21 protein-coding genes are annotated in these 25880 nt (G+C 69.4%); 12 read left to right on the top strand and 9 right to left on the bottom strand.

All coding sequences use genetic code 11. The features are described from left to right. Window positions 1-1293: an RNA polymerase sigma factor gene (locus KZC51_RS07465; RefSeq protein ID WP_247629365.1), complete on the top strand. Its 1293-nt coding sequence runs from the start codon at window positions 1-3 to the stop codon at window positions 1291-1293. A gap of 75 nt (window positions 1294-1368) precedes the next feature. Here the strand turns inward: KZC51_RS07465 and KZC51_RS07470 are convergent, their stop codons facing one another. Next, window positions 1369-1641: a GlsB/YeaQ/YmgE family stress response membrane protein gene (locus tag KZC51_RS07470; protein WP_247629366.1), complete on the bottom strand. Its 273-nt coding sequence runs from the start codon at window positions 1639-1641 to the stop codon at window positions 1369-1371. Window positions 1642-1798: 157 nt separating this feature from the next. Next, on the bottom strand, window positions 1799-2719 hold the full coding sequence (locus KZC51_RS07475; RefSeq protein ID WP_247629367.1) for a Bax inhibitor-1/YccA family protein: 921 nt from the start codon (window positions 2717-2719) through the stop codon (window positions 1799-1801). Window positions 2720-2809: 90 nt separating this feature from the next. On the opposite strand from KZC51_RS07475, the gene KZC51_RS07480 reads away from it, so the two are divergent. Beyond that, window positions 2810-3796 carry a glycerophosphodiester phosphodiesterase family protein gene (locus KZC51_RS07480; protein ID WP_247629368.1) on the top strand — a complete coding sequence of 329 codons (987 nt, stop codon included), beginning with the start codon at window positions 2810-2812 and terminating at the stop codon, window positions 3794-3796. Between the two features lie 33 nt (window positions 3797-3829). Here the strand turns inward: KZC51_RS07480 and KZC51_RS07485 are convergent, their stop codons facing one another. After that, window positions 3830-4228: a YccF domain-containing protein gene (locus KZC51_RS07485; RefSeq protein ID WP_247629369.1), complete on the bottom strand. Its 399-nt coding sequence runs from the start codon at window positions 4226-4228 to the stop codon at window positions 3830-3832. A gap of 89 nt (window positions 4229-4317) precedes the next feature. On the opposite strand from KZC51_RS07485, the gene KZC51_RS07490 reads away from it, so the two are divergent. The 6 genes from KZC51_RS07490 (at window position 4318) to ligD (ending at window position 14451) form a co-directional block, all read left to right on the top strand. Continuing rightward, window positions 4318-5322, top strand: coding sequence for an ABC transporter ATP-binding protein (locus tag KZC51_RS07490; protein WP_247629370.1), 1005 nt, complete (start codon window positions 4318-4320; stop codon window positions 5320-5322). Beyond that, window positions 5319-6335 (top strand): ABC transporter permease, encoded by a 1017-nt coding sequence (locus tag KZC51_RS07495; protein WP_247629371.1) that lies wholly within the window; start codon window positions 5319-5321, stop codon window positions 6333-6335. Before KZC51_RS07490 ends, KZC51_RS07495 begins: the two co-directional genes overlap by 4 nt. Window positions 6336-6464: 129 nt before the next feature. Then, entirely contained in the window at window positions 6465-9590 is a 3126-nt protein-coding gene (locus KZC51_RS07500) for a lamin tail domain-containing protein (protein ID WP_247629372.1), read from the top strand. A 94-nt stretch (window positions 9591-9684) separates the two neighbouring features. Beyond that, entirely contained in the window at window positions 9685-12144 is a 2460-nt protein-coding gene (locus tag KZC51_RS07505) for an ATP-dependent helicase (protein ID WP_247629373.1), read from the top strand. A gap of 41 nt (window positions 12145-12185) precedes the next feature. After that, a complete protein-coding gene (locus KZC51_RS07510) occupies window positions 12186-13331 on the top strand; it encodes an SseB family protein (protein WP_247629374.1) in 1146 nt (381 codons plus the stop codon). 64 nt (window positions 13332-13395) lie between these two features. Next, window positions 13396-14451, top strand: coding sequence for a non-homologous end-joining DNA ligase (gene ligD / locus KZC51_RS07515; RefSeq protein ID WP_247629375.1), 1056 nt, complete (start codon window positions 13396-13398; stop codon window positions 14449-14451). 6 nt (window positions 14452-14457) lie between these two features. On the opposite strand, the gene KZC51_RS07520 is transcribed toward ligD, so the two are convergent. Then, window positions 14458-15501: an ATP-dependent DNA ligase gene (locus KZC51_RS07520; protein ID WP_247629376.1), complete on the bottom strand. Its 1044-nt coding sequence runs from the start codon at window positions 15499-15501 to the stop codon at window positions 14458-14460. Window positions 15502-15653: 152 nt separating this feature from the next. After that, window positions 15654-17105, bottom strand: coding sequence for a phytoene desaturase family protein (locus tag KZC51_RS07525; RefSeq protein ID WP_247629377.1), 1452 nt, complete (start codon window positions 17103-17105; stop codon window positions 15654-15656). A gap of 106 nt (window positions 17106-17211) precedes the next feature. On the opposite strand from KZC51_RS07525, the gene KZC51_RS07530 reads away from it, so the two are divergent. Further along, window positions 17212-17700: a hypothetical protein gene (locus KZC51_RS07530; RefSeq protein ID WP_247629378.1), complete on the top strand. Its 489-nt coding sequence runs from the start codon at window positions 17212-17214 to the stop codon at window positions 17698-17700. Window positions 17701-17739: 39 nt separating this feature from the next. Here KZC51_RS07530 and KZC51_RS07535 read toward each other — a convergent pair whose 3' ends face one another. Then, window positions 17740-18540 carry an AraC family transcriptional regulator gene (locus KZC51_RS07535; RefSeq protein ID WP_247629379.1) on the bottom strand — a complete coding sequence of 267 codons (801 nt, stop codon included), beginning with the start codon at window positions 18538-18540 and terminating at the stop codon, window positions 17740-17742. Window positions 18541-18594: 54 nt separating this feature from the next. Between KZC51_RS07535 and KZC51_RS07540 the strand changes: the two genes are divergently transcribed. Continuing rightward, window positions 18595-19869 carry a CynX/NimT family MFS transporter gene (locus tag KZC51_RS07540; RefSeq protein WP_247629380.1) on the top strand — a complete coding sequence of 425 codons (1275 nt, stop codon included), beginning with the start codon at window positions 18595-18597 and terminating at the stop codon, window positions 19867-19869. A gap of 29 nt (window positions 19870-19898) precedes the next feature. On the opposite strand, the gene KZC51_RS07545 is transcribed toward KZC51_RS07540, so the two are convergent. After that, window positions 19899-21134: an acyl-CoA dehydrogenase family protein gene (locus tag KZC51_RS07545; RefSeq protein WP_247629381.1), complete on the bottom strand. Its 1236-nt coding sequence runs from the start codon at window positions 21132-21134 to the stop codon at window positions 19899-19901. Window positions 21135-21216: 82 nt separating this feature from the next. Next, complete coding sequence (locus tag KZC51_RS07550) at window positions 21217-21888, bottom strand: TetR/AcrR family transcriptional regulator (protein WP_247629382.1); 672 nt, start codon at window positions 21886-21888, stop codon at window positions 21217-21219. A 147-nt stretch (window positions 21889-22035) separates the two neighbouring features. Between KZC51_RS07550 and sucC the strand changes: the two genes are divergently transcribed. Together sucC and sucD are read left to right on the top strand one after the other, a co-directional pair. Beyond that, on the top strand, window positions 22036-23202 hold the full coding sequence (sucC, locus tag KZC51_RS07555; RefSeq protein ID WP_247629383.1) for an ADP-forming succinate--CoA ligase subunit beta: 1167 nt from the start codon (window positions 22036-22038) through the stop codon (window positions 23200-23202). 27 nt (window positions 23203-23229) lie between these two features. Beyond that, entirely contained in the window at window positions 23230-24132 is a 903-nt protein-coding gene (gene sucD / locus KZC51_RS07560; protein WP_247629384.1) for a succinate--CoA ligase subunit alpha, read from the top strand. A gap of 246 nt (window positions 24133-24378) precedes the next feature. Here the strand turns inward: sucD and KZC51_RS07565 are convergent, their stop codons facing one another. Continuing rightward, a complete protein-coding gene (locus tag KZC51_RS07565; protein WP_247629385.1) occupies window positions 24379-25851 on the bottom strand; it encodes an NCS2 family permease in 1473 nt (490 codons plus the stop codon). Between the last annotated feature and the right edge of the window lie 29 nt (window positions 25852-25880).

Below are 25880 nucleotides of genomic sequence, written 5' to 3' on the forward strand. Positions count from 1 at the left end.
ATGAGCGACGCCCCTCCTGACAGCGCGACGGCGCGCTCCGCACCCGGCTCCGGGGCGACGGAGCGCGCCGTCGCCGCGGTGTGGCGCATCGAATCCGCCCGCATCGTCGGAACGCTCACGAGACTGGTCGGCGACTTCGGGCTCGCCGAGGACCTGGCGCAGGAGGCGCTTCTCGATGCCCTCCGGCAGTGGCCTCTCGAGGGAGTGCCCCGCAATGCTGCCGCGTGGCTCACCGCGGTCGCGAAGCGCAAGGCGATCGACAGCTGGCGTCGTCAGGAGCGGCTCGACGACCGCATCGCCGTGATCGCCCACGATCTGGAGCGGGAGCAGGCCGAGGCGCCGGATGCGCCGTGGGACCCGGATGCGGTCGACGACGACGTGCTGCGGCTGATCTTCATCTCGTGCCACCCCGTGCTGTCGCGCGAGGCGCAGGTGGCGCTCACTCTGCGTGTCGTGGCCGGTCTGTCGAGCGATCAGATCGCGCGGGCGTTTCTGGTGCCGACGGCCACGGTGCAGCAGCGGATCGTGCGGGCGAAGAAGACCCTCGCTGCGGCGCACGTGCCCTTCGAGACGCCGCCCCGCGACGAGCACCCGGCACGGCTTGGAGCGATCCTCGGGGTGTTGTATCTGATCTTCAACGAAGGCCATTCCGCGAGCAGCGGCTCCGACTGGATGCGCCCCGAGTTGAGCGACGAGGCCATCCGGCTCGCGCGCGTGCTGGCGGCGCTGATGCCGCGCGAGCGCGACGTGCACAGTCTCGTCGCCCTCATGGAGCTGACGGCTGCGCGGTTTCCCGCCCGGGTCGACGCGCATGGCGACCCGGTGCTGCTGGCGGATCAGGATCGTGCACGCTGGGACCGGGGTCGCATCGCTCGCGGTCGTGCCGCACTGGCCACGGCGGATGCACTCGGTGCAGGCCGTGGTCCGTACGGCCTGCAGGCGGCGATCGCCGAGTGCCACGCGATCGCGCCGTCCGTGGAGGAGACCGACTGGGACCGCATCGTCTTGCTGTACGAGGCGCTCGGCCGCATCGCGCCGTCGCCCGTGGTCGAGCTCAACCGCGCGGCCGCCGTGGCCATGGCGACGGGGCCGGCATCCGCTCTGCGCATCGTCGACCAGCTTGCCGCCTCGGGTGCCCTCGCCGGCTATCACCTGCTCCCTGCGACCAGAGCGGAACTGCTGCTGCGCCTCGGTCGCGAGCAGGAGGCCAGAGGAGAGTTCGCCGCCGCGGCCGCGCTCGCCGGCAACGACCGGGAGCGGGGGCTGCTCGAGGCCAAGGCCGCGGGGCGCTGAGGTCGCGCACACGACGAACCGCCCCGATCGTCAGCAGGGCCGACGATCGGGGCGGTTCTGGTGACCGCAGTGCGGTCAGTCGCGCACCTTCTGGCCGCGTCCGGCGATCAGACCGTAGATCAGCAGCACGATGATCGAGCCGCCGATGGCGAGGAGCCAGGTGCCCAGGTCCCAGAACTCGGTCAGCGGGCGGTTCAGGATCAGGCTGCCGAGCCACCCGCCGAGGATGGCGCCGACGACACCGAGCAGCAGGGTGATGAACCATCCGCCGCCCTGCTTGCCGGGAAGGATCAGCTTCGCGATGGCTCCAGCGATGAGGCCGAGAAGAAGGAATCCGAGAAAGCTCATGGTCAGCTCCAATGTTTCGTGAGCCCCGGGGTACCAGGGCTCGTGCCGCCCACTCTGGCCGCACGTCGAGCGCGGAGCCATCCCCTTGCGCGGCACCACTCGGATATGCGAAGAGGCCCGCCTCCTCGCGGAGACGGGCCTCTTTCGTATGTGGATGTCAGTTGCTGCGGGCGATCGCGATGATCCGCAGGATCTCGATGTAGAGCCAGACCACGGTGACCATGATGCCGAAGGCGCCGAGCCAGCCGTACTGGCGCGGAGCGCCGTTGCGCACGCCCTGCTGGATCTGGTCGAAGTCGAGCACCAGCGAGTAGGCGGCCATGATCACGACGAGGACGCCGATGATCAGACCCAGCGGGATGCCGAGGAACGGCTTAGCGCTGAGGAGTCCGAAGGCGTTGTCGTTGATGCCGGTCCACATGAGCACGACGTTCAGGAGCGAGAAGACCAGGTAGCCCATCATCGCGATCATGAAGATCTTGGTGGCCTTCTTCGATGCGCGGATCTTGCCGCTGGCGAAGAGTGCCAGGGTCACACCGACGACGGAGACGGTCGCGAGCGTGGCCTGGACGACGATTCCCGGGTACAGGACCTCGAAGAAGGCCGAGATGCCACCGATGAAGAGACCCTCGAAAGCCGCGTAGGCGAAGATCAGTGCCGGACGCACCTTCTTGCGCGAGGTGAAGGTGATGACCATCGCGAGGACGAAGCCGGCGAGCGCGCCGACGATCCACGGCAGCATGTTCGGCTGGAAGTCGCTGTAGGGGTTGTACGCGGGGGCCGAGACGCCGCCGAGCGTCCAGACCCAGCCGATCGCGGCGGTGACCAGCAGGATGCCGAACAGGCCGGCGGTCTTCCACACCGTGTCCTCGACCGACATGCGGTCGGTCTCGATGGCGCCGGCCGGAGGAGCGGCGTACATGCCCTCGAGCTGGGCGTTGGTCGCCGCGTCGATTCCGGCGTGCTGGAAGGAGGCGTTCTGCGCACCCTGAGCAGCCTGCGGTCCGCCCGGGTAGGTCGCGACGTTGCGCGGATCCTGCTGCTTGAACGCAGGGTTGTTGAATGCGAAGTTGCTCATTGGTGGGCCTCACTCCAAAAGGGTGTCGTAGGTCGCTTCCTTCTAAGATACCCGGGAGGTGCCACGGGTGGGGTGTTCTACGCTGAGAGCGTGCCCAGGAAATCTCCCCTCGTCATCGGGCATCGCGGTGCGCCCGGCTACCGTCCGGAACACAGCCGCTCGTCGTACGAGCTCGCGCTCGCGATGGGCGTCGATGCCGTGGAACCGGATGTCGTCGCCACCAAGGACGGCGTGCTGGTGGTGCGGCACGAGAACGAGATCTCCGGCACCACCGACATCGCCGACCATCCGCAGTTCGCGGATCGGAAGACCACGAAGCGCGTCGACGGGCAGGCGCTGACCGGCTGGTTCACGGAGGACTTCACGTGGGCGGAGCTGTCGACCCTACGGGTGCGCGAGCGACTGCCCGAGGTGAGGCTCTCGAGCGCGAGCTTCGACGGCTCGCAGGCGATCCTGCGGCTGGTGGACGTGCTCGACATCGTGCGCGAAGGTTCCGTGGAGCATGGCCGCGAGATCGGCGTGGTCCTGGAGGTCAAGCACGCGACGTACTTCGCGAGCATCGGCATGGAGCTCGCGCCGCTCATCGAACGCGACCTGAAGGCGGCCGGATGGGCCGACGGCGAGCTCCCGCTGATCATCGAGAGCTTCGAGTCGACGGTGCTCGCACAGCTGCGGGATCGGGGCATCCCCGCCTCCTACATCTACCTGATCGAGGCCTCCGGTCGGCCCTACGACCTCCTGGTCGCCCAGGGCACGCGGGCGCCCACCTACAAGGCCACCGTGACCCCGCAGGGTCTCGGCGACCTCGTCGGCCGCGTGGACGGCATCAGCGTCGACAAGAAGATGCTGCTCGCCCGCGGCAACACGATCGTGCCGGATGCGCACGCCAGAGGGCTCCAGGTCTTCACCTGGACCTGTCGGCCCGAGAACGGATTCCTCTCTCCGGAGTTCCGCGGTTCCGGTGGAGGCGGTGCTTACGGCGACTACGAGGCCGAGTGGGGCGTGATCGCGCGCACCGGCGTCGACGGCGTCTTCGTCGACCATCCCGATCTGGGCGTGGGGTTCTTCCGCAGCTGAGGCGCCGTCAGTGCGCGCACCGAGGTGCCGGCGTCACAGTGTTCGATCGAACGCGCCCTTGCGGCTGGAGACGATCTCCTTGCCGAGTGGCATGAGTGAGATCGGCACCATCTTGAAATCGGCGATGCCCATCGGGATGCCGATGATCGTGATGCACAGCGCGAGGCCCGAGATGATGTGGCCGATCGCCAGCCACCAGCCGGCCAGGATGACCCAGAGCACGTTGCCGAGGAACGACCCGACCCCCGCGGTGGGCCTGCTCACGACCTCGCGGCCGAACGGCCAGATCGCATAGCGGGCGATACGGAACGAGGCGATCGCCCACGGGATCGTGACGATCGGGATGCACAGCAGCACGCCGGCCAACAGGTACCCGAGGAACAGGGCCCAGCCGGCCAGGATGACCCAGATGATGTTGAGGATCGTGCGCATCCTCCGATCATGTCACCTGTGATCGTCTCCTCCTGAGCATCCGCCCCGAGGTCCCGAGGTACCAGCGGCTCTGATGCCAGACTGGCCGCATGAGTGGAATCGTCGTCGACGCCGTCAGCAGATCATTCGGATCGGTCCAGGCCGTGCGCGGCGCGACCCTCCGCGCCGAGGAAGGGCGGGTGACCGGGCTCGTCGGGCCCAACGGCGCAGGCAAGACCACGCTGCTGCTGATGCTCGCATCGCTGCTCGCCCCCGACTCCGGCAGCATCAGGATCGGGGGCGTGGATCCGGCATCGGACCCGCTGGCCGCCCGGCGTCTGCTGGGGTGGATGCCCGACGCACTGGGGGCGTGGCCCTCGCTCACCGCACGCGAGACGATCGTCACCACAGCGCGGCTGTACGGCATCTCCCGGACCGATGCGGCTCCCCGCGCCGCGCAGCTGCTCGACCTCGTCGGACTCGCCGAGCTCGCCGATTCGCCTGCCAAGGTGCTCTCCCGCGGGCAGAAGCAGAAGCTTGGACTGGCGAGGGCCCTCGTGCACGATCCGCAGGTGCTGCTGCTCGACGAACCGGCGTCGGGACTGGACCCCGAGGCCCGTGTGCAGCTGCGGGTGCTGCTGCGGCGTCTCGCCGCCGAAGGCCGCACGGTGCTGATCTCCAGCCACGTCCTCTCCGAACTCGAAGAGGTCGTGGACGACGCCGTGTTCCTGGTCGCGGGCGCGGTCGTCGACGCTGCACCGGCCCAGGCGAGCGCTCGGGCGTGGCGGATCCGACTCGCCGGCGCCTCGGCCGAACGGCTGAATGCGGACTCCTGGCAGGTCGCCTCGACACTGGGCGTGGCGCCCGAGTCGCTCGGTGCCGATCGTGGCGCGGTGCTTCTCGGTCTGCCGAGCGAGGAAGCGGCCGCCGACGCCCTGCGGCGCCTGGTCGAGGCGGGACTACCGGTATCGGAGTTCGCGCCGGCCCAGAGCGCGCTCGAGCACACCTTCCTGGCGCTCAGGGAGCAGGAGGCGCATCAGGCCCCGGCATCGCCGCCGCCTCCTCCCGCACCGGCCCCTCCCACCCACCCCACTTCGACGGAGGCCGACGCATGAGCATCTCGCACATCACCACGATCGCCCGGCTCGAACTGACCCAGCGGCTGCGCAGCGTCGGTTGGTACATCCTGCTCGGCGTGTTCGCCGTCGTGCTGCTCGGCGTCACGATCCTGGCCTACGCGGTGTACTCCTGGAACGATTTCGGCGGTGCCGGCGTCTACTCGATCGTCGTGAACATGGTGCTGCTGCTGGTCGTGCTGGTCTCGCCCACTCTCAGCGGCAACACGATCAACGGCGACCGCGATGCCGCCACGCTCGCGGCGGTGCAGGTGACGGCGGCGTCCACCGGCGACATCATGATCGGCAAGCTGCTCGCCGCTGTCGCGACCGGCGGTGCGTTCCTCGTGGTGGCCGTGCCTTTCCTGGCGGTCTCGCTGATCGGTGGGGGCGCCGATCTGAGCGTGCTGCTGGTGTCGCTGCTCGTGCTGATCGTCGAGATCGTCATCGTCGCGGCGATCGGGGTGGGGCTGAGCGGACTCATCGCGCGTCCGCTGTTCTCGGTCGCGACGACCTATCTGGTCGTGGCGGGCCTCGTGATCGGCACCCTCATCGCCTTCGCGCTCGGCGGGCTTGCGGTGCGCAGCGAGGCGACGACGTACTCGCGGCCCTACGATTCCGCGGGCAACGTCGACTGCGAGAACTGGGAGACCTACACCTACGAGGTGCCGCGGTTCGATCTCGTCTGGTGGGCGCTCGCCGCGAACCCGTTCGTGGTGCTCGCCGACGCGACGCCGACCGAGTTCTCCAAGGACGGCTATCCGGTCGATCTGTTCGGCCAGATCAAGCTCGGCGTGCGGACGGCGCAGCTGTCGCCGCTCGAACAGCGCTGGGACGACTGCGACATCGAGGGGAACTACCCGACGGCACGGGAGACGATCGACTCGACCGTGCCGAGCTGGTTCGTGGGACTCGGCGTGCAGGTCGTGCTCGCCGGTTCGCTGTTCGCCGGCGCCTGGGCGCGCACGCGAACCCCCGCGCGCCGCCTGCCCCCGGGCACGCGTATCGCTTGACGGTCGGCGGCGGTCGGCGGCGAACCGCAACCCCGTGTTCACGCGGCGTACATCCGCGGGTCGTGCGGTGGCCACGCGACATCGGTGGGGTGGTCGGGTACCCGTTCGCGCACCCGACACAGGAGTCCCATGTCCCGCCTGCTCCGCGGGGTCGCAGTCTCGGTGGTCGGCGCTCTCAGCGCTGCCGCCCTGCTCGCCGCCCCCGCCGCCGCCATCGGCGCCACGTCCGACAACACACCCACCGCGATCCAGGAGGCGGAGGCAGCACCCGGCCTGGTGCTGAACGAGATCGTCTACGACGCGGCCCAGACGGGTCTCGCCGATCAGGTCGAGATCTACAACGCCGGTGAGACGACCGTCTCCCTCGACGGCTGGAAGATCTCGGACGAGAAGCGTGACGCCTTCGGTCAGGCGCCGGAGGGCACCACCCTGGCGCCGGGGGAGTTCCTGGTGCTCGTGAAGGACATCGACTTCCCTTTCGGCCTCGGCAAGGGTGATGAGGTCGTGCTCTACGATCCGAGCGGCGCCGAGGTCGACGCCTACGCCTACGCCAACACCGCGCCGATCGCGGTCTGGGCCCGCTGCCCCGATGGAACCGGCGAGTGGGCGCACGCGACTGCGGCGACGCCCGGTGGCGCGAACGACTGCTCGGTCGCCCCGGTGGACGGTTCGATCGTGATCAACGAGGTCGACTCGCAGCCGGCGGACTGGGTGGAGTTCTACAACCCCGGCACGGCGGCCCTCGACATCTCGGGCTACGAGATCCGCGACAACTCCGATGACCACCGCTGGCAGTTCCGGCCGGGAACCACGATCGGCGCCGGCGCCTACCTGGTGGTCGAGGAGGGCACGATCGGCCTGGTGTCCGGTATCGAGACCGCCTTCCGCGATCCGATCGGCATCGGCAGCGCCGACCGCATCCGCCTCTTCGACGCCACCGGTGCGCTGATCGACGACACGCTGCCCTGGAGTGGTCACGCTGCGATCGGCGGCGACGCCGCGGCGGCCACGCTCGCCCGCTGCCCCGACGGCGCGGGCGCCTTCGTGCTCGCCCACCCGACGCCCGGAGCCACGAACGCCTGCGTCACGCCGGATGTGGTGATCAACGAGATCGAGTCGAACGGCGACGCCACCGACTGGGTCGAGGTGCTCAACACCGGCACGACCGCGGTCGACCTGTCGGGGTGGACCGTGATGGACAACGACCCGAACGGCCACGCCGACCAGGCGACTCCGCTCCCGGCGGGCACGCTGCTCGCTCCCGGCGCGTACTTCGTGTTCGACCAGCCGACGAACTTCGTCTTCGGCCTCGGCAACGGCGACACGGTCACCCTTCGCGACGCCACCGGCAACACGGTCGACGAGCATGTCTACACCGCGCACGCCGCGGGTGTGCTGGCGCGCTGCGCCGATGGGACCGGCGAGTTCGTCGACATCGCGGTGTCGACCAAGGGGCTGCGCAACGCGTGCGGCAACCCCGTGCGCATCAACGAGGTCGAGTCCGACGGAGGATCTCCGGACGACTGGATCGAGCTGGTCAACCCGACCGACAGCGCGGTCGATGTGTCGGGCGTGGTCGTGAAGGACGACGACGACGCGCACGCCTTCACGGTGCCGGCCGGCACCACGATCGCCGCGGGCGGCTACCTGGTGATCGAGCGCGAGTCCCTCGGCTTCGGACTCGGCCGCGGTGACGCCGTGCGCCTGTTCGACGGAGACCTGCTCGTGGACAGCACGACGTGGGGAGCGGGACACGCCGCCACCACGTGGGGACGCTGCCCCGACACCACGGGCGCGTTCGGCGTGACGGAGAAGCCGACCAAGGGCATGGCCAATGTGTGCGCGGGCGAGATCGCGGTGACGCCGTGGCCCGGTTCCGCCGACGTGCGGGTGCTCGACGACGTGCCGACCTTCCTGGAGGACTCCTCGGGTCTGGACGTGCAGGAGACCGCCGACGGCGCGTTCCTGTGGGCGGTGGACAACGGCGAAGGCCGCATCTGGAAGCTCGAGGCGCACGCCGACGGTTCGGTGGAGAAGGTCGACGGCTGGACGGACGGCAAGCGCGTGCGCTTCCAGAAGGATGCCTCGAACCCCGGTGCTGCGGGCCCCGATACGGAGGGCATCACGGTCGACGGCGATGGCTTCGTGTACGTGGCCTCGGAGCGCGACAACAGCGCGAAGGGCGTCAATCAGAACATCGTGCTGAGGGTCGATCCCGATGCGGCAGCCGGTGACCTGGTGGCCCAGCAGCAGTGGGACCTCACTGCCCTGCTCCCCACGGTCGGCGCGAACCTCGGCATGGAGGCGGTGCAGTGGGTTCCGGATGCCGCACTCGCCGGGAAGCTGTTCGACGACAACACCGGCGCAGCCTATGACCCCGCCGACTACGCGGGACACGGCTCGGGGCTCTTCTTCGTCGCGGTCGAGGACAACGGGCACGTGTACGGCTTCGCGCTCGCCGCGGACGGGGGCGCGACCCTCGTCTCGGAGATCGCTCCCGGCCTGACCGGGGTCATGGCGCTGGACTACGACAGCGTCCGCGACGTGCTCTGGGCCGTGTGCGACGACGGATGCCAGGGGCGCTCGGCCGAGATCACGCTGAACGGCACCGCGAAGCCGGGCCTCGCGCACCATGCGCGTCCGGCCGGGATGCCCGACATCAACAACGAGGGATTCGCGACGGCTCCGGCCTCGCTGTCGGTCGACGGTCAGCGACCGGTCTGGTGGTTCGCGGACGGCTTCGCCTCGCAGTCGCTGCGCACCGGCACCCTGCCGGGCAGCGACGACGAGACGCCGGGCACGAACCCGCCGCTCCCCGGTTCCGCACTGAACGACGACAACCGCAACGGCGTCACGATCAACCCCTCGGTCGCCGCGGCAGGGCAGCAGGTCATCGTGACGGTCGGCGACGCACAGGCCGGAACCGAGGTCTCGGTCTGGATGTACTCCGACCCGCAGCAATTGGTCTCGGGGGCGCTGGACGCCTCCGGCCGCATCACCGTCACCATCCCCGCGGACGCGGCAGCCGGTGCGCATCGGATCGCGGTGTACGACGCCGACGGCGACCTGATCGGCTGGGGCGACCTGCGCGTCACCGCGGCATCGGGTGGTGCCACGGACGGCGGCGGCACAGGCGCAGGCGAAGGCGGCCTCGCGAACACCGGCGGCGCCCTCCCGGTGGCGGCAACGGCACTCGCGCTGCTGCTGCTGTCGGCGGGCGGCGTCATGGTGGCGCGGCGCCGCCGCACGGTCTGAAGATCGGAGGGGTGACGGGAACGCATCCGTCACCCCTTCGGCGTCTCCGCTCCCGTGCCGCCGTGTCGGTGCCGCGGCCTAGACTCATAAGGCCATGACCGAAGCTCCTCTCATCGTTCCCGGAACCGCCGGCCCGCAGGGTCAGGACGACCTCCTCGCCGGCCTCAACCCGCAGCAGCTCGAAGCGGTGACCTACCGCGGCCCCGCGCTGCTCATCGTGGCCGGTGCCGGTTCCGGAAAGACCAGCGTGCTCACGCGGCGCATCGCGTCGCTGTTGCGCAGTCGTGAGGCGTGGCCGAGTCAGATCCTCGCGATCACCTTCACCAACAAGGCCGCGGGAGAGATGCGCGAGCGCGTCGCAGGGCTGGTCGGCGATGTGGCCCGCGGCATGTGGATCTCCACGTTCCACTCCGCCTGCGTGCGCATCCTGCGACGCGAGGCCGAGCAGTTCGGCTTCACCAAGACCTTCACGATCTACGACTCCGGCGATTCCCGTGCGCTCCTCAAGCGCCTGGTCAAGGAGCACGAGGCAGACGCGTACGGTCTGACCCCCGCCGCCGTGCAGTCGCGCATCTCCAAGCTCAAGAACGAGTTGTCTGATGCCGAGTCCTACGCCCGCGACGCGAACATGTCGGATCCGGCGGAGCGCATCTTCGTCGAGCTGTTCGCGGACTACCAGCGCCAGCTGCGCAAGGCGAACGCCTTCGACTTCGACGATCTCATCGGCCAGACGGTGTATCTCTTCCGCGCCTTCCCCCAGGTCGCCGACACCTATCGTCGACGCTTCCGGCACATCCTGGTCGACGAGTACCAGGACACCAACCACGCGCAGTACGCGCTGATCCACGAGCTCACCCGGCCGGTCTCCGCCGCGGCCGCCCCCGACCCGTACGCCTCGAACGGCATGATGATCTTCGAGCCCGAGCCGGCGGCGAACCCTGACGCCCCCGAAGGCGGAGCCTCGCTCACGGTGGTCGGTGACTCCGACCAGTCGATCTACGCCTTCCGGGGCGCCGACATCCGCAACATCAGCGAGTTCGAGCGCGATTTCCCCGGCGCACAGGTGGTGCTGCTCGAGCAGAACTACCGGTCGACGCAGAACATCCTCTCGGCGGCCAACGCAGTCATCGGCAACAACTTCGACCGCAAGGACAAGAAGCTCTGGAGCGACAAGGGCGACGGCGACGCGATCATCGGCTTCACCGGGTACTCGCAGCACGACGAGGCCCAGTTCGTCGCCGACGAGATCGAGGCGCTGCATCGTGCCGGCATGCCGTACTCCGAGATGGCGGTCTTCTACCGCACGAACTCGCAGTCGCGTGCGCTGGAGGAGATCTTCATCCGCTCGGCCGTGCCCTATAAGGTCATGGGCGGTACGAAGTTCTACGATCGCGCCGAGATCAAGGATGCGTTGGCCTACCTGATCGCGGTCGCGAACCCGGCCGACGACATGTCGGTCCGCCGCATCCTGAACAAACCGCGCCGCGGCATCGGCGACGTCACGGAGACGGCGATCGCCCGATTCGCCGAAGAACACGACATGAGCTTCCGCGATGCGCTGGCGCACCCGACGCAGCTCGGTTTCGGCCCCAAGATCCAGGCCGCGATCGCCCAGCTCGATGCCGTGCTCGCCGAGGCGACCGCGATCATGCTCCCCGCGTCGGGGGAGCTCCCGCCACCCACCACCGTGGCCGAGGGACTCAGCCTGCTGCTCTCGAAGAGCGGCTACCTCGATGCCCTCCGCGCCAGCCGTGACCCGCAGGACGAGGCGCGGGTCGAGAACCTCGACGAGTTCGTCGCCGTCACACGGGACTTCGCCCGCAACAACCCGGAGGGCACGATCGTCGACTTCCTGACGGAGGTGGCGCTGGTCTCCGACGCCGACGACCTCGAAGACGAATCCGGCACGGTGTCGCTCATGACGATGCACACCGCCAAGGGGCTGGAGTACGACGCGGTCTTCGTCACGGGTGTCGAGGAGGACCTCATCCCGCACCGCATCTCGGCGGGTGAGCCGGGTGGCCCGCAGGAGGAGCGCCGGCTGTTCTACGTCGGCATCACGCGTGCGCGCAAGCGTCTGCACCTCTCGCTCGCCATGACCCGCGCGCAGTTCGGCGAGGTCACGGTCGCGATGCCGAGCCGCTTCCTGCAGGAGATCCCCGCGGCGCTGATCGACTGGCGCCAGTCGCCCGGTGACGTGAACTCGCGCGGCGGCATGCAGTCGCGCGCCCTCAACGCCCGCCGCCCCGGGGGCTTCGGGTCGTCGAGCTCGGGGTCCGGCGATCGCTTCGGCGTGAAAGCCCTCCCCGGCAGGGACTCGCTCAAGCCGCTGTCGACCGCGATGGATCGGTTCCCGAACCGCGTCACCGCCAAGGTGCGCGACAACGGCGACCTGGAGCTCACGGCGGGCGACCGCATCCGGCACACGGACTTCGGTGAGGGGCGGGTGGACGCGGTCACCGGAGAGGGGGCGAAGCGCATCGCGCATGTGCGGTTCGACACGTCCGGGCAGAAGAAGCTGCTCATCAAGGTCGCGCCGATCGAGAAGATCTAGTCCGCATCGCGGGCCGCTCACGGCGGGTTAGGCTGACAGATATGGCCCTGTTCTCCCGCCGCAAGAAGTCCGGTGACGATGTCGTCGCCCCCGCATCCGACGTCTCCGAGGTCGAGGGCGATGCCCCCGCCGATGCGGACGTGACTGCCCCGACCGCAGAGCCGGAGGTCGAAGCCCCCCGCATCGGCATCTCGGTGCAGGCGTTCCGCGGTGTCGGAGAAGCAGCTGGCCCCGCGGTCGCGCTGCCTGACCAGAACGAGCAGCCGGGCGGCTCCGACGACTCCACGGCCCGCGCTGCCCAGACCACCGCGACGGCGAACCCGCCCCGCCCTGCAGAACCCGTCGAGCGCCGTCTGCCGCTCGCTCCGGCGCTGCCGCCGGAGCAGACCGAGACGGTCGCGGGCATGAAGGACAACGTCCTGCTGCGCGAGGCGCTGAAGGAGATCGAAGCGGGCGCCACCAACGAGCAATTGCTCGGCGTCATGCGCCAGGCGCTGCAGGGGCACCTCTACATCCGCGTCAACGGCGACGCCCGTGCGCAGATCGCCGAGGGCAAGCCGCTGGCGGTGGCCGTCGTGCGCGATGAGGAGCGTCAGTTCATGCTCGCGTTCAGCTCGGCCGCCGCCGTGCGCGACTCCGTGCAGCTCGAGCAGGATCCCGCAGCGACCTCCGCGGTCGCACAGCCGGTCACCGCCGTACTGCAGCAGGTCGTCGCCGGCGACTTCGCCGGCCTGATCGTCGACAACGCCTCGGCCCCGCACCGGGTCGTGTTTCCCACGGAGCTGCTGCAGAAGACCCTCGAGCAGGCCGATGTCGACATGACCGTCAAGACGATCCTCGCGACGCCGCGGGCCCAGGATTCGGCGACCAAGGTCGGGGAGGCCCTCGCCACCACGCGCATGTGGGTGGCCGTGAACGACGGCACCGACACGGGACAGGTCGGCATCGCCGAGGCGCAGACCACGGACGGCAAGCGGTTCCTGCAGCTGTTCACGCATCCGCTCGAGGTGATCGCGCTCGGTCGAGGTGATCGCCCGTTGCCCTTCACACCCGATCAGCTCGCGAAGGTGCTCTCCAGCCACACCGCGATGGCCGGCGTCATCGTCGATTCGGCAGGACCGTCGATGATCGTCGAGCGCGACGCCCTGGCACCGGTGCTCGCGCTCGCCGTCGATCTCGACGACTGACGTCGCGGAAGGACCGTCTCCTCCGGGGGTTCCGCCGGGAACGCCCGCGCCCTAGTGTCGGAGCATGGCCTCCGAGCGCGTGACCGTGACCGTCGCCGACACCGACGGAGAGCGCGACGTCGTGCTCTCCAGTCCGAACCGGGTGGTGTGGCCTGATGTCGGCATCACCAAGGCGGAGCTGGCGGAGTACGTGCAGCGTGTCTCCGTGCCGTTCCTCTCAGCGAACGGCGGGCGTCCGGTCTCGCTCGAACGGTTTCGCGACGGGGTCGGCAGTGACGGCTTCTTCTCCAAGAACCCTCCGAAGGGCACGCCCGACTACGTCGACGCCGTCACGGTGACCTACAACAGCGGGCGCCAGCATCCGCAGCTCGTGCTCAACCGTGCGAGCGCGGTCGTGTGGGCCGTGCAGATGAACACGATCGTGTTCCATCCGTGGGCGTCGCTCGCGGCCGACGCCGACAACCCGATCGAGCTGCGGATCGACCTGGACCCCCAACCCGGCACGGACTTCGCCGACGCCGTGCGCGCCGCGCATGTGCTGCGGGAGGTGCTGCAGGAGGCGGGGCTGGAGGCGTTCGCGAAGACCAGCGGCAACCGCGGACTGCACGTCTTCGCGCCCATCGAGCCGGCCCATGAGTTCCTCGACGTGCGTCATGCGGTGATCGCTGCGGGGCGTGAGCTGGAGCGGCGGATGCCCGAGCAGGTGACCATGAACTGGTGGAAGGAGGAACGCGGAGAGCGGATCTTCGTCGACTTCAACCAGGCCAACCGCGACCGCACCATGGCGGGCGCCTACAGCCCGCGTGCCCTCCCCGCGGCGACGGTGTCGACCCCGGTGCATTGGGAGGAGTTGGACGGCCTCGACCCCACGCGCTTCACGGTGCGCAGCATCCCGCAGCGGCTCGATGACGTGGGGGACCCGTGGGCGCCGATGCAGGATGCGCCCGGACGCATCGACACCCTGCTGGAGTGGTGGGCGCGTGACGTCGAGAACGGGCTGGGGGAGTTGTCGTTCCCTCCGGAGTTCCCCAAGATGCCGGGGGAGCCGCCCCGGGTGCAGCCGAGCAAGAAGGTCGCCGCGAACTGGGACGACGACGCCACACCGGCCGAGAAGAGCTGACCGCGCTCAGGCCAGCACGTCGGCGAGGTCGTAGCCGGCGACCGTGTCGAGCTGATCGTAAGTGCACGATCGGGCATCGCGGTCGGGGCGCCAGCGCTCGAACTGCACGGTGTGCCGGAAGCGCGCTCCTTCGAGCTGGTCATAGCGCACCTCGAGCACACGCTCGGGGCGCAGCCTCACGAACGACACGTCCTTCGCCCCGCTGAAGCGCGAGCGCTCGCCCACTCCCGTGACCGCGTCGCCGGCCTCGTCGCGCTCCACCAGCGGTGCCAGCTCCGTCACCAGCTCCTGGCGGCGTACGTCACTCCACGCAGCCACCCCGCCGACCTGGCGCAGGCTGCCGTCGTCACCGTACAGCCCGACCAGCAGGGAGCCGACCCCCGAACCCGACTTGTGGATGCGATACCCGAGCGCGACCACATCGGCGGTGCGTGCGTGCTTGATCTTGATCAGCGTGCGCTTGCCGGGGGCGTAGGGCTCGGCGAGCGGCTTGGCGACCACGCCGTCGAGTCCTGCCCCCTCGAACTCCGCCAACCAGCGGACGGCGGCCTCGCGGTCACGGGTGGTGCGCGTGAGGTGCAGCGGGTGCGGCACATCGGCCAGCAGCCGTTCGAGGCGCTGCCGGCGGTCTTCGAACGGCGTCGCGCGCAGATCGTCATCGCCCTCGGCGAGCAGGTCGAAGGCGATGAACATCGCCGGGGTCTCGGCGGACAAACGGGCGACGCGGGATGCCGCGGGATGGATGCGCTGACTCAACGCCTCCCAATCGAGGCGCTGGGCGCCCTCGGGCCCGGTGGCGACCACGATCTCGCCGTCGAGCAGGCACGGACCGGGCAGCAGCGTCGGGATGGCCTCGACCAGTTCGGGGAAGTACCGCGTCAGCGGCTTCGCACCGCGGGAGCCGATCTCGACGGTCGTGCCGTCCCACGAGATGAGGCCGCGGAAGCCGTCCCACTTGGGCTCATACAGCAGCCCGCCCGGGGTCTTCGCAGGGTCGGGCACCGTCGCTGCGGCTTTGGCCAGCATCGGCGCAGGGATCTCGTAGCGCATGGCTCCATCCTGGCGTCGCCATCGCCGTGGCGGAAGAGCACGCGAGGCGGCTTCTCAACTCAGGATGAACCTCGCCGGGGGTGGAGGGTGAGTCGCAGATTCCGGCGGCTCGCCCAGGTGCTGGGCACGGAGCGTCCTGAGTTGTGGACGCGTCAGCCGAAGAGATCGGCCAGCGCGTGGGGGAGTCCGGCATCGGCGAGGGCCGTACGGGCGGCATGCCAGCCGGCCATGCCGTTCACCCCCGGACCCGGAGGGGTCGCGGACGAGGCGAGGTAGACGCCGCGCATCGGAGTGCGCCAGGGAGTGGGAGACAGCGTGGGTCGCCGCACGGCCTGCACGAGGCTGAAGACGCCGCCGGAGATATCGCCGCCGATCTCGGCCGGGTTGACGGCCTCGCGTGAGGAGGCCGGCACGGCGTGGTGGGCGACGATGCGATCGCGGAACCCGGGGGCGAACCGCTCGACCTGCGCTGTTATGAGGGAGGTCGGATCGAGATCGGACCCGGCAGGCACGTGGATGTACGCCCAGAACACCGCCCGCCCGTCGGGAGCCCGTGACGGATCGAACACCGAGGGCTGCACGGCGAGCACGTACGGCCGGTCGCTCACGCGTCCCTGCGCCACGGCATTCTCGCTCGCCCAGATCTCGTCGCGCGTGCCACCGATATGCACGGTGGGCGCCCGCGCGACATCGGCGTGGGCCCACGGGACCGGCCCGTCCAGCGCGAAGTCGACCTTCGCCGCCCCTGGCCCGTAGCGGTACGCGGTCAGCGCTTTCGCGTAGCGCGAGGGGATGTCGGGGTGGGTCAGCGCCAGGCGCGGCGAGCTGTTCAGCAGCAGCAGGTCGCCGCGCGCCGGGTCGCCCCAGTCGAGAGTGCGCAGGTCGGTGACGTGCGTCCCGGTCTCGACGGTGCCGCCGTGCGCCACAAGGTCGGACACCAGGGCGTCGGCGATGCGCTGGGCTCCGCCGCGCGGATACATCCACCCTCCGGCGTGTGCGTGGGCGGCCAGCAGCAGGCCGGCCGCGGCACCGGAGAGCGATGGCAACCGCGTGTTGGCATGAGCGACCACGCCGGCCATGAGCGCCGCGGCCTCCTCGGTGCGCAACGCGCGCCGTGAGAACAGGGCACTCTGGTCGATCATCCGCGCGACGTACCGTGCTGCCGTGACGGGGTCGTGGGGGACGCGCAACAGGGCGTTCCCGGTGAAGTCTCCGAGGCCGTCGATGTGGCGGGCGAGCGGCCTCAGTCTTCTGGTCCAGGCGGCGCCGTCGACGCCCAGCCCGCGTGCTGTGCGGTCGATGTCGCGCCAGGCGATTGCCGCTCGCGCGTCGTCGAGGGGGTGCGCGTAGGAGATCTCGGGGCGGATCCAGTCGATCCGCTCGGCCAGTCCGAACGCGCGGAAGAACGGCGAGGCGAGGGCGGCGGGGTGCACGGCGGAGCAGACATCATGCCGGAACCCGGGGAGTGTGGATTCGAGCGTGCGCACGCCGCCGCCGATCGTCTCCGCGGCTTCGAGCACCCGCACCCGGTAGCCGGCGCGGGCGAGCGCGACCGCGGCGGCGAGACCGTTCGGCCCTGACCCGACGATCGTTGCCCGTGACATCACGCCAGTCTCGCATGCGGGTGCGCGCGCCGTGCGTCCCCGGTGCGGGGAGATCGGTTCGAGAATCGGTCGGCGGACGCGCTCAGACGTGCGATCCTGGAGAGTGATGAAAGAAGTTCAGGGGCCGACCCCCGCAGGCACCTCCCGTCCATATCGCTCGCTGCCCGAAGCATTGCGTGCGCACCGCATCGACCCGTCGAACCATGAGTTCATCACCGGCATCATGGATGCCGTCGGCATCAGCTCGTACATCGACCGCGGCCGCTACATCGAGGCCATCCGCCGCGGAGAGGGCGCTGCCCTTCACATCGGCAAGACCTACACGAACGGCTTCACGGAGGACGAGCACATCGTCGTCGGCTCGACCGCTCTGCGGCTGCAGCCGAGCGAGGGCCGCGCGCCGTTGTTCTACGTGAGCCACCCGAGCGAGTTCATCCCGCTGACGCCGCCCCGCGCGGCCAAGCGCACGACGACCCCGCGCGTTGCCGCCGCTCCCCGCGAGCGTGCGTCGAAGCCGGTCGAGGAGCGCGACTACGGCGTGTGCGATGTCTGCTTCATGGTGAAGACCCCGGCTGGCGGCTGCGGCTGCAACTGATCGCTCGAGCCGACGGACGTGCTCCGCACGGCCGTCGGCTCAGCCCGCGAGCTGCGACAGGCGATACCGACCGGGGGTCATCCCGACGAGCGGCGTGAACTGCTCGATGCACTGACTGGTCGTCGCCCATCCGCACGCCGCGGCCGTGTCGGTCACCGAGGTGCCGTCGGCGAGCAGGACGAGTGCGCGATGCACACGCAGCTGAAGTCGCCACTGCCGGTACCCCATGCCCGTCTCCTGCTGGAACAGGCGGCTCAACGTGCGCTCGGCTGTGCCCGTGCGTGCGCTGATCCCGCCGAGCGACACCGGCACCGCGAGGTCCTCCTCGACGATGCGCGCCGCCTCGCGCAGGCGCGGATCATGCGGTTCCGGCAGATGCAGCGGCTGCTCGGGCGCGGTGACCGCCTCATCCACGATGACGCGACGCAGGTGGTCGAGCGCGTCGGCGCTGCGGGAGCGGTCGGATGTCATCGCCAGCACCGCCTCGCGGGCGAGCGGTGTCGCGACGAGAACCGCTGGCGCGGCCGGAAGCAGGGCCGCGAGCTCATCGCCGAGGTGGACGATGCGCATGTCCGTGCGCCCGTGCGCGCGATGACGGTGCTCGGCGCCGGCGGGCACCCACGCCATTCGGGTCGATGGCGCGATCCAGGCGCCGTCGTCGGTGAGCAGCGACAGCACGCCGGATGCGGCATGCACGAGGTGCCCCAGAGGATGGGCGTGACGGGGTGAGGTCTCGGCGTGCGCGAACCGGTAGGCGCCCTCCATCGGCAGCGCCGCGGGGGAATCAAAGTCGACGAGGTGCAGATCGACGAGTCGAGGAGATTGGCGGGTATTCGACATCACAATGCAGTTTACGTGTTTCCTGACAGGGGGAGCGAATGCTGGACTCGAGGCATGACCACGATGCAGGAACCGTTCGACACCGCTCCGATCCCGGCGACCGCGCCATCCGTCCGACGCGGCGCGGTGCTCACCGGGATATACGTGGGGGTGGGGCTCCTCATGATCGCCCTGAACCTCCGCATGGGTGTCGCGTCGGTCGGGCCGGTGCTCCCTGCGATCGAGCAGGAGCTCGGCATCCCCGCAGCAGCGGCCGGACTGCTGACCACGATCCCGGTGTTCGCCTTCGGGGCCTTCGCGTTCCTCACTCCGGCGTTGACGCGCTGGATCGGGCTGCACCGGCTGCTCGCGCTCACGATGGTCGTCGTGGCGGTCGGCATCGGCATCCGCCTCCTTCCGTCTCCGCTGGCGCTCTTCGGCGGCACGGTGCTGGTGGGCGCGGGGATCGCGGTGGCGAACGTGTGCATGCCTGCAGTGATCAAGCAGGACTTCGCGCACCGCCTCGGGCTGATGATGGGTCTGTACTCCACGGTGCTGTTCCTCGGCGCTGCCGCGGCTGCCGCCCTCACCGTGCCGTTCATGGTCGCGCTCGACGGATCCTGGCGGGGTGCCCTGGGGCTCTGGGCGATCCCGGCGGTGCTCGCCCTGTTGATCTGGACTCCGCGGGCGATCCGCAGCGTCGCCGACTCGCCGATGGTGGCGGGAGCGCCCGGCGATGCGATCACGGAGTCTCCAGACGAGCCGCGCCTCGGGATGCTGCTGCGCGATCCGGTCGCGTGGGCGGTCACCGGATTCATGGGTTTGCAGAGCTTGAGCTATTACGCGGCCCTGACCTGGATCCCCACCCTGCTGCACGACGCCGGGGTTCCGGCGTCCGAGGCCGGACTGCTGCTGTCGTATTCGAGTCTGCCGGGGATCGCGGCGGCGCTGCTGGTGCCGACGATGCTGCGTCATATCCGGCAGACGTGGTTCCCGGTCGTGGCCTCAGCGTTGCTGTGCGCGGCAGGACTCACCGGTCTGCTCGTGGCGCCGGCCGGCGCCGCGGCGTGGGTGTGGATGACGCTGCTCGGCTTCGGTCAGGGCGCCGCGATCGCGCTGTCGTTGACCTACATCGTGCTCCGCGCGCCCGACGCGAGGCGCACCGCGCACCTGTCGACCATGGCGCAGGGAATCGGATATCTGCTGGCCGGACTCGGGCCGATCGGACTCGGCCTGCTGCACGCCGTCGTCGGCGGATGGACCGCTCCTGTGGCGGCGCTCGTCGTGCTGCTCGGGGTCCAGGCCGTGATGGGCGCTGCGGCGAGCCGAGAGCGCCACGTGCGCTCCTGAGCGGTCGAGCCGTCGACGCGGGCTGCTGCTCAGACGAACGCGCTCATCCCGGTGATGTCGCGACCGAGCAGCAGCGCCTGCACGCTCTCGGTTCCCTCGTAGGTGTGGATCGCCTCGATGTCGGCCATGTGCTGCATCACGCCGTTCTCGAGCAGGATGCCGTTGCCGCCGAGCAGATCGCGGGCGATAGCGGCGACGCGGCGGGCGGCCCGGGTGTTGTGGAACTTCGCGAGCGAGGCCTGGGTCGGGCGCAGCTCGCCCGCGGTCTCGAGGTCGGCGAGGCGACGGCAGTACAGCTGCATCGCCGTGACGTCCTCGAGCATGTGGGTCAGCCGCTCCTGCACCATCTGAAACTTCGCCAGCGGCTTGCCGAACTGCACCCGCTGCGTGGCGTATGCGAGCGCAGCCTCGTAGCAGGCAGTGGCATGACCGAGCGCCGACCAGGCGACGCCGGAGCGGGTGGCGTAGAGCACGACGGAGGCGTCCTTGAAGCTCTTCGTGCCGGGCAGCACGGCGTCGAGCGGTAAGCGCACGTCGTCGAGCTCGATGTGCGCCTGGTGGATGGCACGCAGTGATGCTTTGCCGCGGATGACGGATCCGGTATAGCCGGGGGTGTCCTGCTCGACCAGGAAGCAGCGCACGGCGCCGTGCTCCGGTGCGGTCTCGTCATCGACGCGAGCCCACACGAAGCTGATGCCGCCGGAGGCGCCGTTGCCGATCCACTTCTTCGTGCCCCGGAGCACCCAGGTGTCACCGTCGCGCCGCGCCATGGTCTCGAGCGAGACGGAGTCGGAGCCGTGGTCGGGTTCGGTCAGGGCGAAGGATCCGAGCACGGAGCCGTCTGCCAGCGCGGTGAGCCACTTCTCCTGCTGCGCTTCGGAGCCGAACAGTGCCAGGGTGCGCAGGGCGAGTCCGCCCTGCACCGCGAGGATCGTGCCGAGCGAGCCGTCGCCGCGCGAGATCTCCATGTTCACGAGCCCTGCGGCGAGGGGCGAGAGCCGAGTGAGAGCAGGATGCTCGATGCCGTCGACCACGAGGTCCATCTCGCCCATCCGCCGGGCGGCCTCGAGCGGATACTCCGCGCGGTCCCAGGCGTCCGCCATCTGCGGGGCGACCTCGTCGATGTACGCCTTGGCGCGGTCCCACGCGGCACGGTCCGCCGCGGGGATGTCGGAGAACACGGCGTAGTAGTCGCCGTCCTGGCGTCCGGTGACGTCGTACGACGAGACGCGCTCGCCGGGGAACGGGGAAGCTTCGGTGCGCATGATGACTCCTTCGTGGCACCAAGTATCGTACTCGCCGAAACTCGGTTTCACGACAGGATGTCGTGGGGAGCGCGCTGCCGGGTCAGCCCAGCTCGGCGCGCACGCGCCGGGTGACCTCGGCGATCGGCATCGACCGGGGGAAGACAGCCACCACAAGGTCGTCGGCCGAGGGCTCGGCGACGGCATCCTGCTGCACGCCGAAGCGCCGCATCGCGACGTCGAGCGCCTGACGCAGCGTCGACGCCGGCACGCGCTTGCCGCGCAGCATCTGGCGCAGCACATGGTTGTGCACGGCCGTGATGACGGCGGCGTAGCTGACGGCGTCGAGCGGGTCGAGGTCGGGAAGCGACTCGCGCAGGTACTCGTCGAACAGGCGTTCGTAGCGGAACACCGCCACGATCTCCCGTTCGCGCAGCGCGGGGATCTGCCGCACGAGCTCGTAGCGTCGTCTGGCCACATCGGGCTCGGCGGCGAAGTGCCGGAAGACGAGCATCGCGCCGTCGGCGACGGTCGACCAGGGGTCGCCTTCGGAGACGGAGAAGTGCTCGCGCAGCACATCGAGCAGCAGCTCATGGTCGGCGAAGACGACGTCATCCTTGCCGCCGAACTGTCGGAAGAAGGTCGAGCGCGATACTCCTGCGGCCCGGGCGATCTGCTCGACCGAGGTCTGTTCGAAACCGTGTTCGGCGAACAGGTCGAGTGCGGCGGCGACGACGCGCGTCGCGTTCGCGGCGGCGGAAGAGGTTTCGCTCATCCTCTGATGCTAGGTCACCGTCCTCCGATGCGTGCGGAAGCGCCGGCGCGGGCAGGGGGCGCTCAGGGCGAGGTAGTAGGCTGGGGGACTGGTCGATGTCTCGACATCGAGAGAATTACCAGACAGCAGCCCAGTGAAGGAACCACAGTGGATCTGTACGAGTACCAGGCACGAGACGTTTTCGAAAAGTACGGAGTGCCGGTTCTCGCCGGCATCGTCGCGGACACCCCTGAAGAGGTGAGGGCGGCTGCAGAGAAGATCGGCGGAGTCGTCGTCGTCAAGGCTCAGGTCAAGACCGGCGGCCGTGGAAAGGCAGGCGGCGTCAAGGTCGCCAAGACCCCCGACGAGGCGTACGAGGCGGCCAAGGCCATTCTCGGACTCGACATCAAGGGCCACATCGTCAAGCGCGTCATGGTCGCCCAGGGTGCCCGCATCGCCGAGGAGTTCTACTTCTCTGTGCTGCTCGACCGGGCCAACCGCTCCTACCTGAGCCTCTGCTCGGTCGAGGGCGGCATGGAGATCGAGGAGCTCGCCGTCGAGCGCCCCGAGGCGCTCGCCCGTGTCGAGGTCAACCCGCTCACGGGTATCGACAAGGCGAAGGCGGTCGAGATCGCCCGCGCGGCGAACTTCCCCGAGGACCTCATCGAGAAGGTCTCCGACGTCTTCGTGAAGCTCTTCGACGTCTACAAGGGCGAGGATGCGACGCTCGTCGAGGTCAACCCGCTGGTACGCACCGAAGAGGGCGACATCATCGCGCTCGACGGCAAGGTCACCCTGGACGACAACGCCTCCGAGATCCGCCACCCCGAGCACGAGGCACTCGAGGACAAGGACGCAGCCGACCCGCTCGAGGCCAAGGCCAAGAAGAGCGGCCTGAACTACGTGAAGCTCGACGGCGAGGTCGGCATCATCGGCAACGGCGCGGGCCTGGTCATGTCGACGCTCGACGTGGTCGCCTACGCCGGTGAGAACCACAACGGCGTCAAGCCGGCCAACTTCCTCGACATCGGCGGCGGCGCCTCGGCCGAGGTCATGGCCGCCGGCCTCGACGTCATCCTCGGCGACCCGCAGGTCAAGAGCGTGTTCGTGAACGTCTTCGGCGGCATCACGGCGTGCGACGCCGTCGCCAACGGCATCAAGGGCGCGCTCGAGACGCTCGGCGCCACGGCATCCAAGCCGCTGGTCGTTCGTCTCGACGGCAACCGCGTCGACGAGGGTCGCGCGATCCTCGCCGAGTACGCGCACCCGCTCGTCACCCTGGCCGCCACGATGGACGAGGGCGCCGACAAGGCCGCCGAGCTCGCCAACGCCTGATCGCAGAGAGACACAAGGACTGAAGAAATGTCGATCTACCTCAACAAGGACTCCAAGGTCATCGTCCAGGGCATCACCGGCGGCGAGGGCACCAAGCACACGGCGCTCATGCTCAAGGCCGGCACCCAGGTCGTCGGCGGCGTCAACGCCCGCAAGGCCGGCACCACGGTCGCGCACACCGACAAGGACGGCAACGCCGTCGAGCTCCCCGTCTTCGCCTCGGTCGCCGAGGCGATGAAGGAGACCGGCGCCGACGTGTCGATCGCCTTCGTCCCCGGCGCCTTCACGAAGGACGCGATGATCGAGGCCATCGATGCCGAGATCCCGCTTCTCGTCGTCATCACCGAGGGCGTCCCCGTCGGCGACTCGGCCGAGGCCTGGGCCTACGCGCAGAGCAAGGGCAACAAGACCCGCATCATCGGCCCGAACTGCCCCGGCATCATCACCCCCGGTGAGGCGCTCGTCGGCATCACCCCGGCGAACATCACCGGCAAGGGCCCGATCGGCCTCGTGTCGAAGTCGGGCACCCTGACCTACCAGATGATGTTCGAGCTGCGCGACCTGGGCTTCTCGACCGCCATCGGCATCGGCGGCGACCCGGTCATCGGCACCACGCACATCGACGCGCTGGCCGCGTTCGAGGCGGACCCCGAGACCAAGGCGATCGTCATGATCGGTGAGATCGGCGGCGACGCGGAAGAGCGCGCGGCCGACTACATCAAGGCGCACGTCACGAAGCCGGTCGTCGGCTACGTCGCGGGCTTCACCGCCCCCGAGGGCAAGACGATGGGCCACGCCGGCGCGATCGTCTCGGGCTCGGCAGGCACCGCTCAGGCCAAGAAGGAGGCTCTCGAGGCCGCCGGAGTCAAGGTCGGCAAGACGCCGTCCGAGACGGCAGACCTGATGCGCGCGATTATCGAAGCGCTCTGATCTGAGCTACGCTTGATCTGAAGGCCCCGGACTCCACTCTGGGGCCTTCTTTCATGCCCGGGAGCAGCCCCGGTATTGCGGCCGGTCCGAACTTCTGCGGCCTGTGCGCGCATGATCGGCCGCCGAAGTTCGGATTGGCCGCAGAAGTAGGCGGCCTCGGGCATCAGACACGTGTCGAGGATGCGAAGTCGAGGATGCGAAGAGGGGCGGATGCCGCAGCATCCGCCCCTCTCGTGAATCGGTGCGTCAGATACCGACGCCGAAGAGCGACTCGATGGGACCGCGCGCGAAGAACAGCACGAACCCGGCGGCGACGGCCCAGAGCAGCGGGCTGATCTTCTTGGCCTTGCCCGACAGCGACTGCACGAGCACCCAGCTCACGAAGCCGGCGCCGATACCGTTGGCGATCGAGTAGGTCAGCGGCATCACGGTCACGGTGAGGAACACCGGCAGCAGCACGCTGAAGTCGCTCAGATCGATGTACTTGATCTGCGCCATCATCATGGCACCGACGATGATCAGCGCGGCCGCGGCGATCTCCGTCGGGACGATCGAGGTGAGCGGGGTCAGGAACATCGCCAGGAGGAAGATCCCACCCGTGACCACGTTCGCCAGGCCCGTGCGCGCGCCCTCGCCGATGCCGGCGCCGGACTCGATGAACACGGTGCTCGACGACGAGGAGGTGGCACCACCGGCGATGGCGCCGACGCCCTCGACGATCAGTGCCGACTTGATGCGGGGGAAGTCGCCCTTCTCATCGGCCAGGCCGGCTTCCTTCGCGAGGCCGGTCATGGTGCCCATGGCGTCGAAGAAGTTCGAGAACACCAGGGTGAACACGATCATGACGAGGGCGACGAGGCTGACCTTGTTAAAGTCGAATCCGAAGTCCACGGCTCCGATCAGGCTCAGGTCGGGCAGGCTGACGGGCGAGCCGGTGAGCGCGGGGACCGTGAGGCTCCAGCCGCCAGGGTTGACCGCGCCATCAGCGCCGATCTGCGGGCCGAGGTGCCAGATCGCCTCGACGATCACGGCGAGCACGGTGCCGGAGACGAGTCCGATCAGCAGCCCGCCCTTGACCTTGCGGGCGACGAGGATGCCGGTGAGGATCAGGGTCGCGACGAACAGCACGGTCGGCACGGTCGCGATCGAGCCGCCGATGCCGAGGCCGACGGGCGGGGACGCGGCGCCGGTCGCCGTGACGAAGCCCGAGTTGACGAAGCCGATGAACGCGATGAAGAAGCCGATACCGACCGTGATGGCGATCTTGAGCTGGAAGGGCACGGCGTCGAAGATCAGCTTGCGCAGACCGGTCGCGGCCAGCAGCACGATCACGATGCCGTTGATCATCACGAGCGCCATGGCCTCGGCCCAGGTGACCTGGCCGACCACGGAGAACGCGACGAACGCGTTGATGCCGAGGCCGGCGGCGAAGCCGAAGGGCAGCCGCGTGACGAGGCCGAACAGGATCGTCATGATGCCGGCGGTGAGCGCGGTGGCGGCGCCGACAGCGCTGAAGTTCAGCGTCGTGCCGTCGACATCGGCGGCGCCGGTGAGGATGATCGGGTTGAGGATCACGATGTACGCCATCGTGACGAACGTCACCAGGCCACCTCGGATCTCGGTGCCGACGGTGGAACCGCGCTTGCTGATCTCGAAGAACCGGTCGAGCGCGTTCTTCGGTTCGGCAGTCGCAGGGGCAGGGGACGGGGCAGTTGTCATCGGGGGAACCTCCGCAGGAGACGATATCG

It is taken from the genome of Microbacterium croceum, assembly GCF_023091245.1.
GTDB classification, from domain to species: domain Bacteria; phylum Actinomycetota; class Actinomycetes; order Actinomycetales; family Microbacteriaceae; genus Microbacterium; species Microbacterium croceum.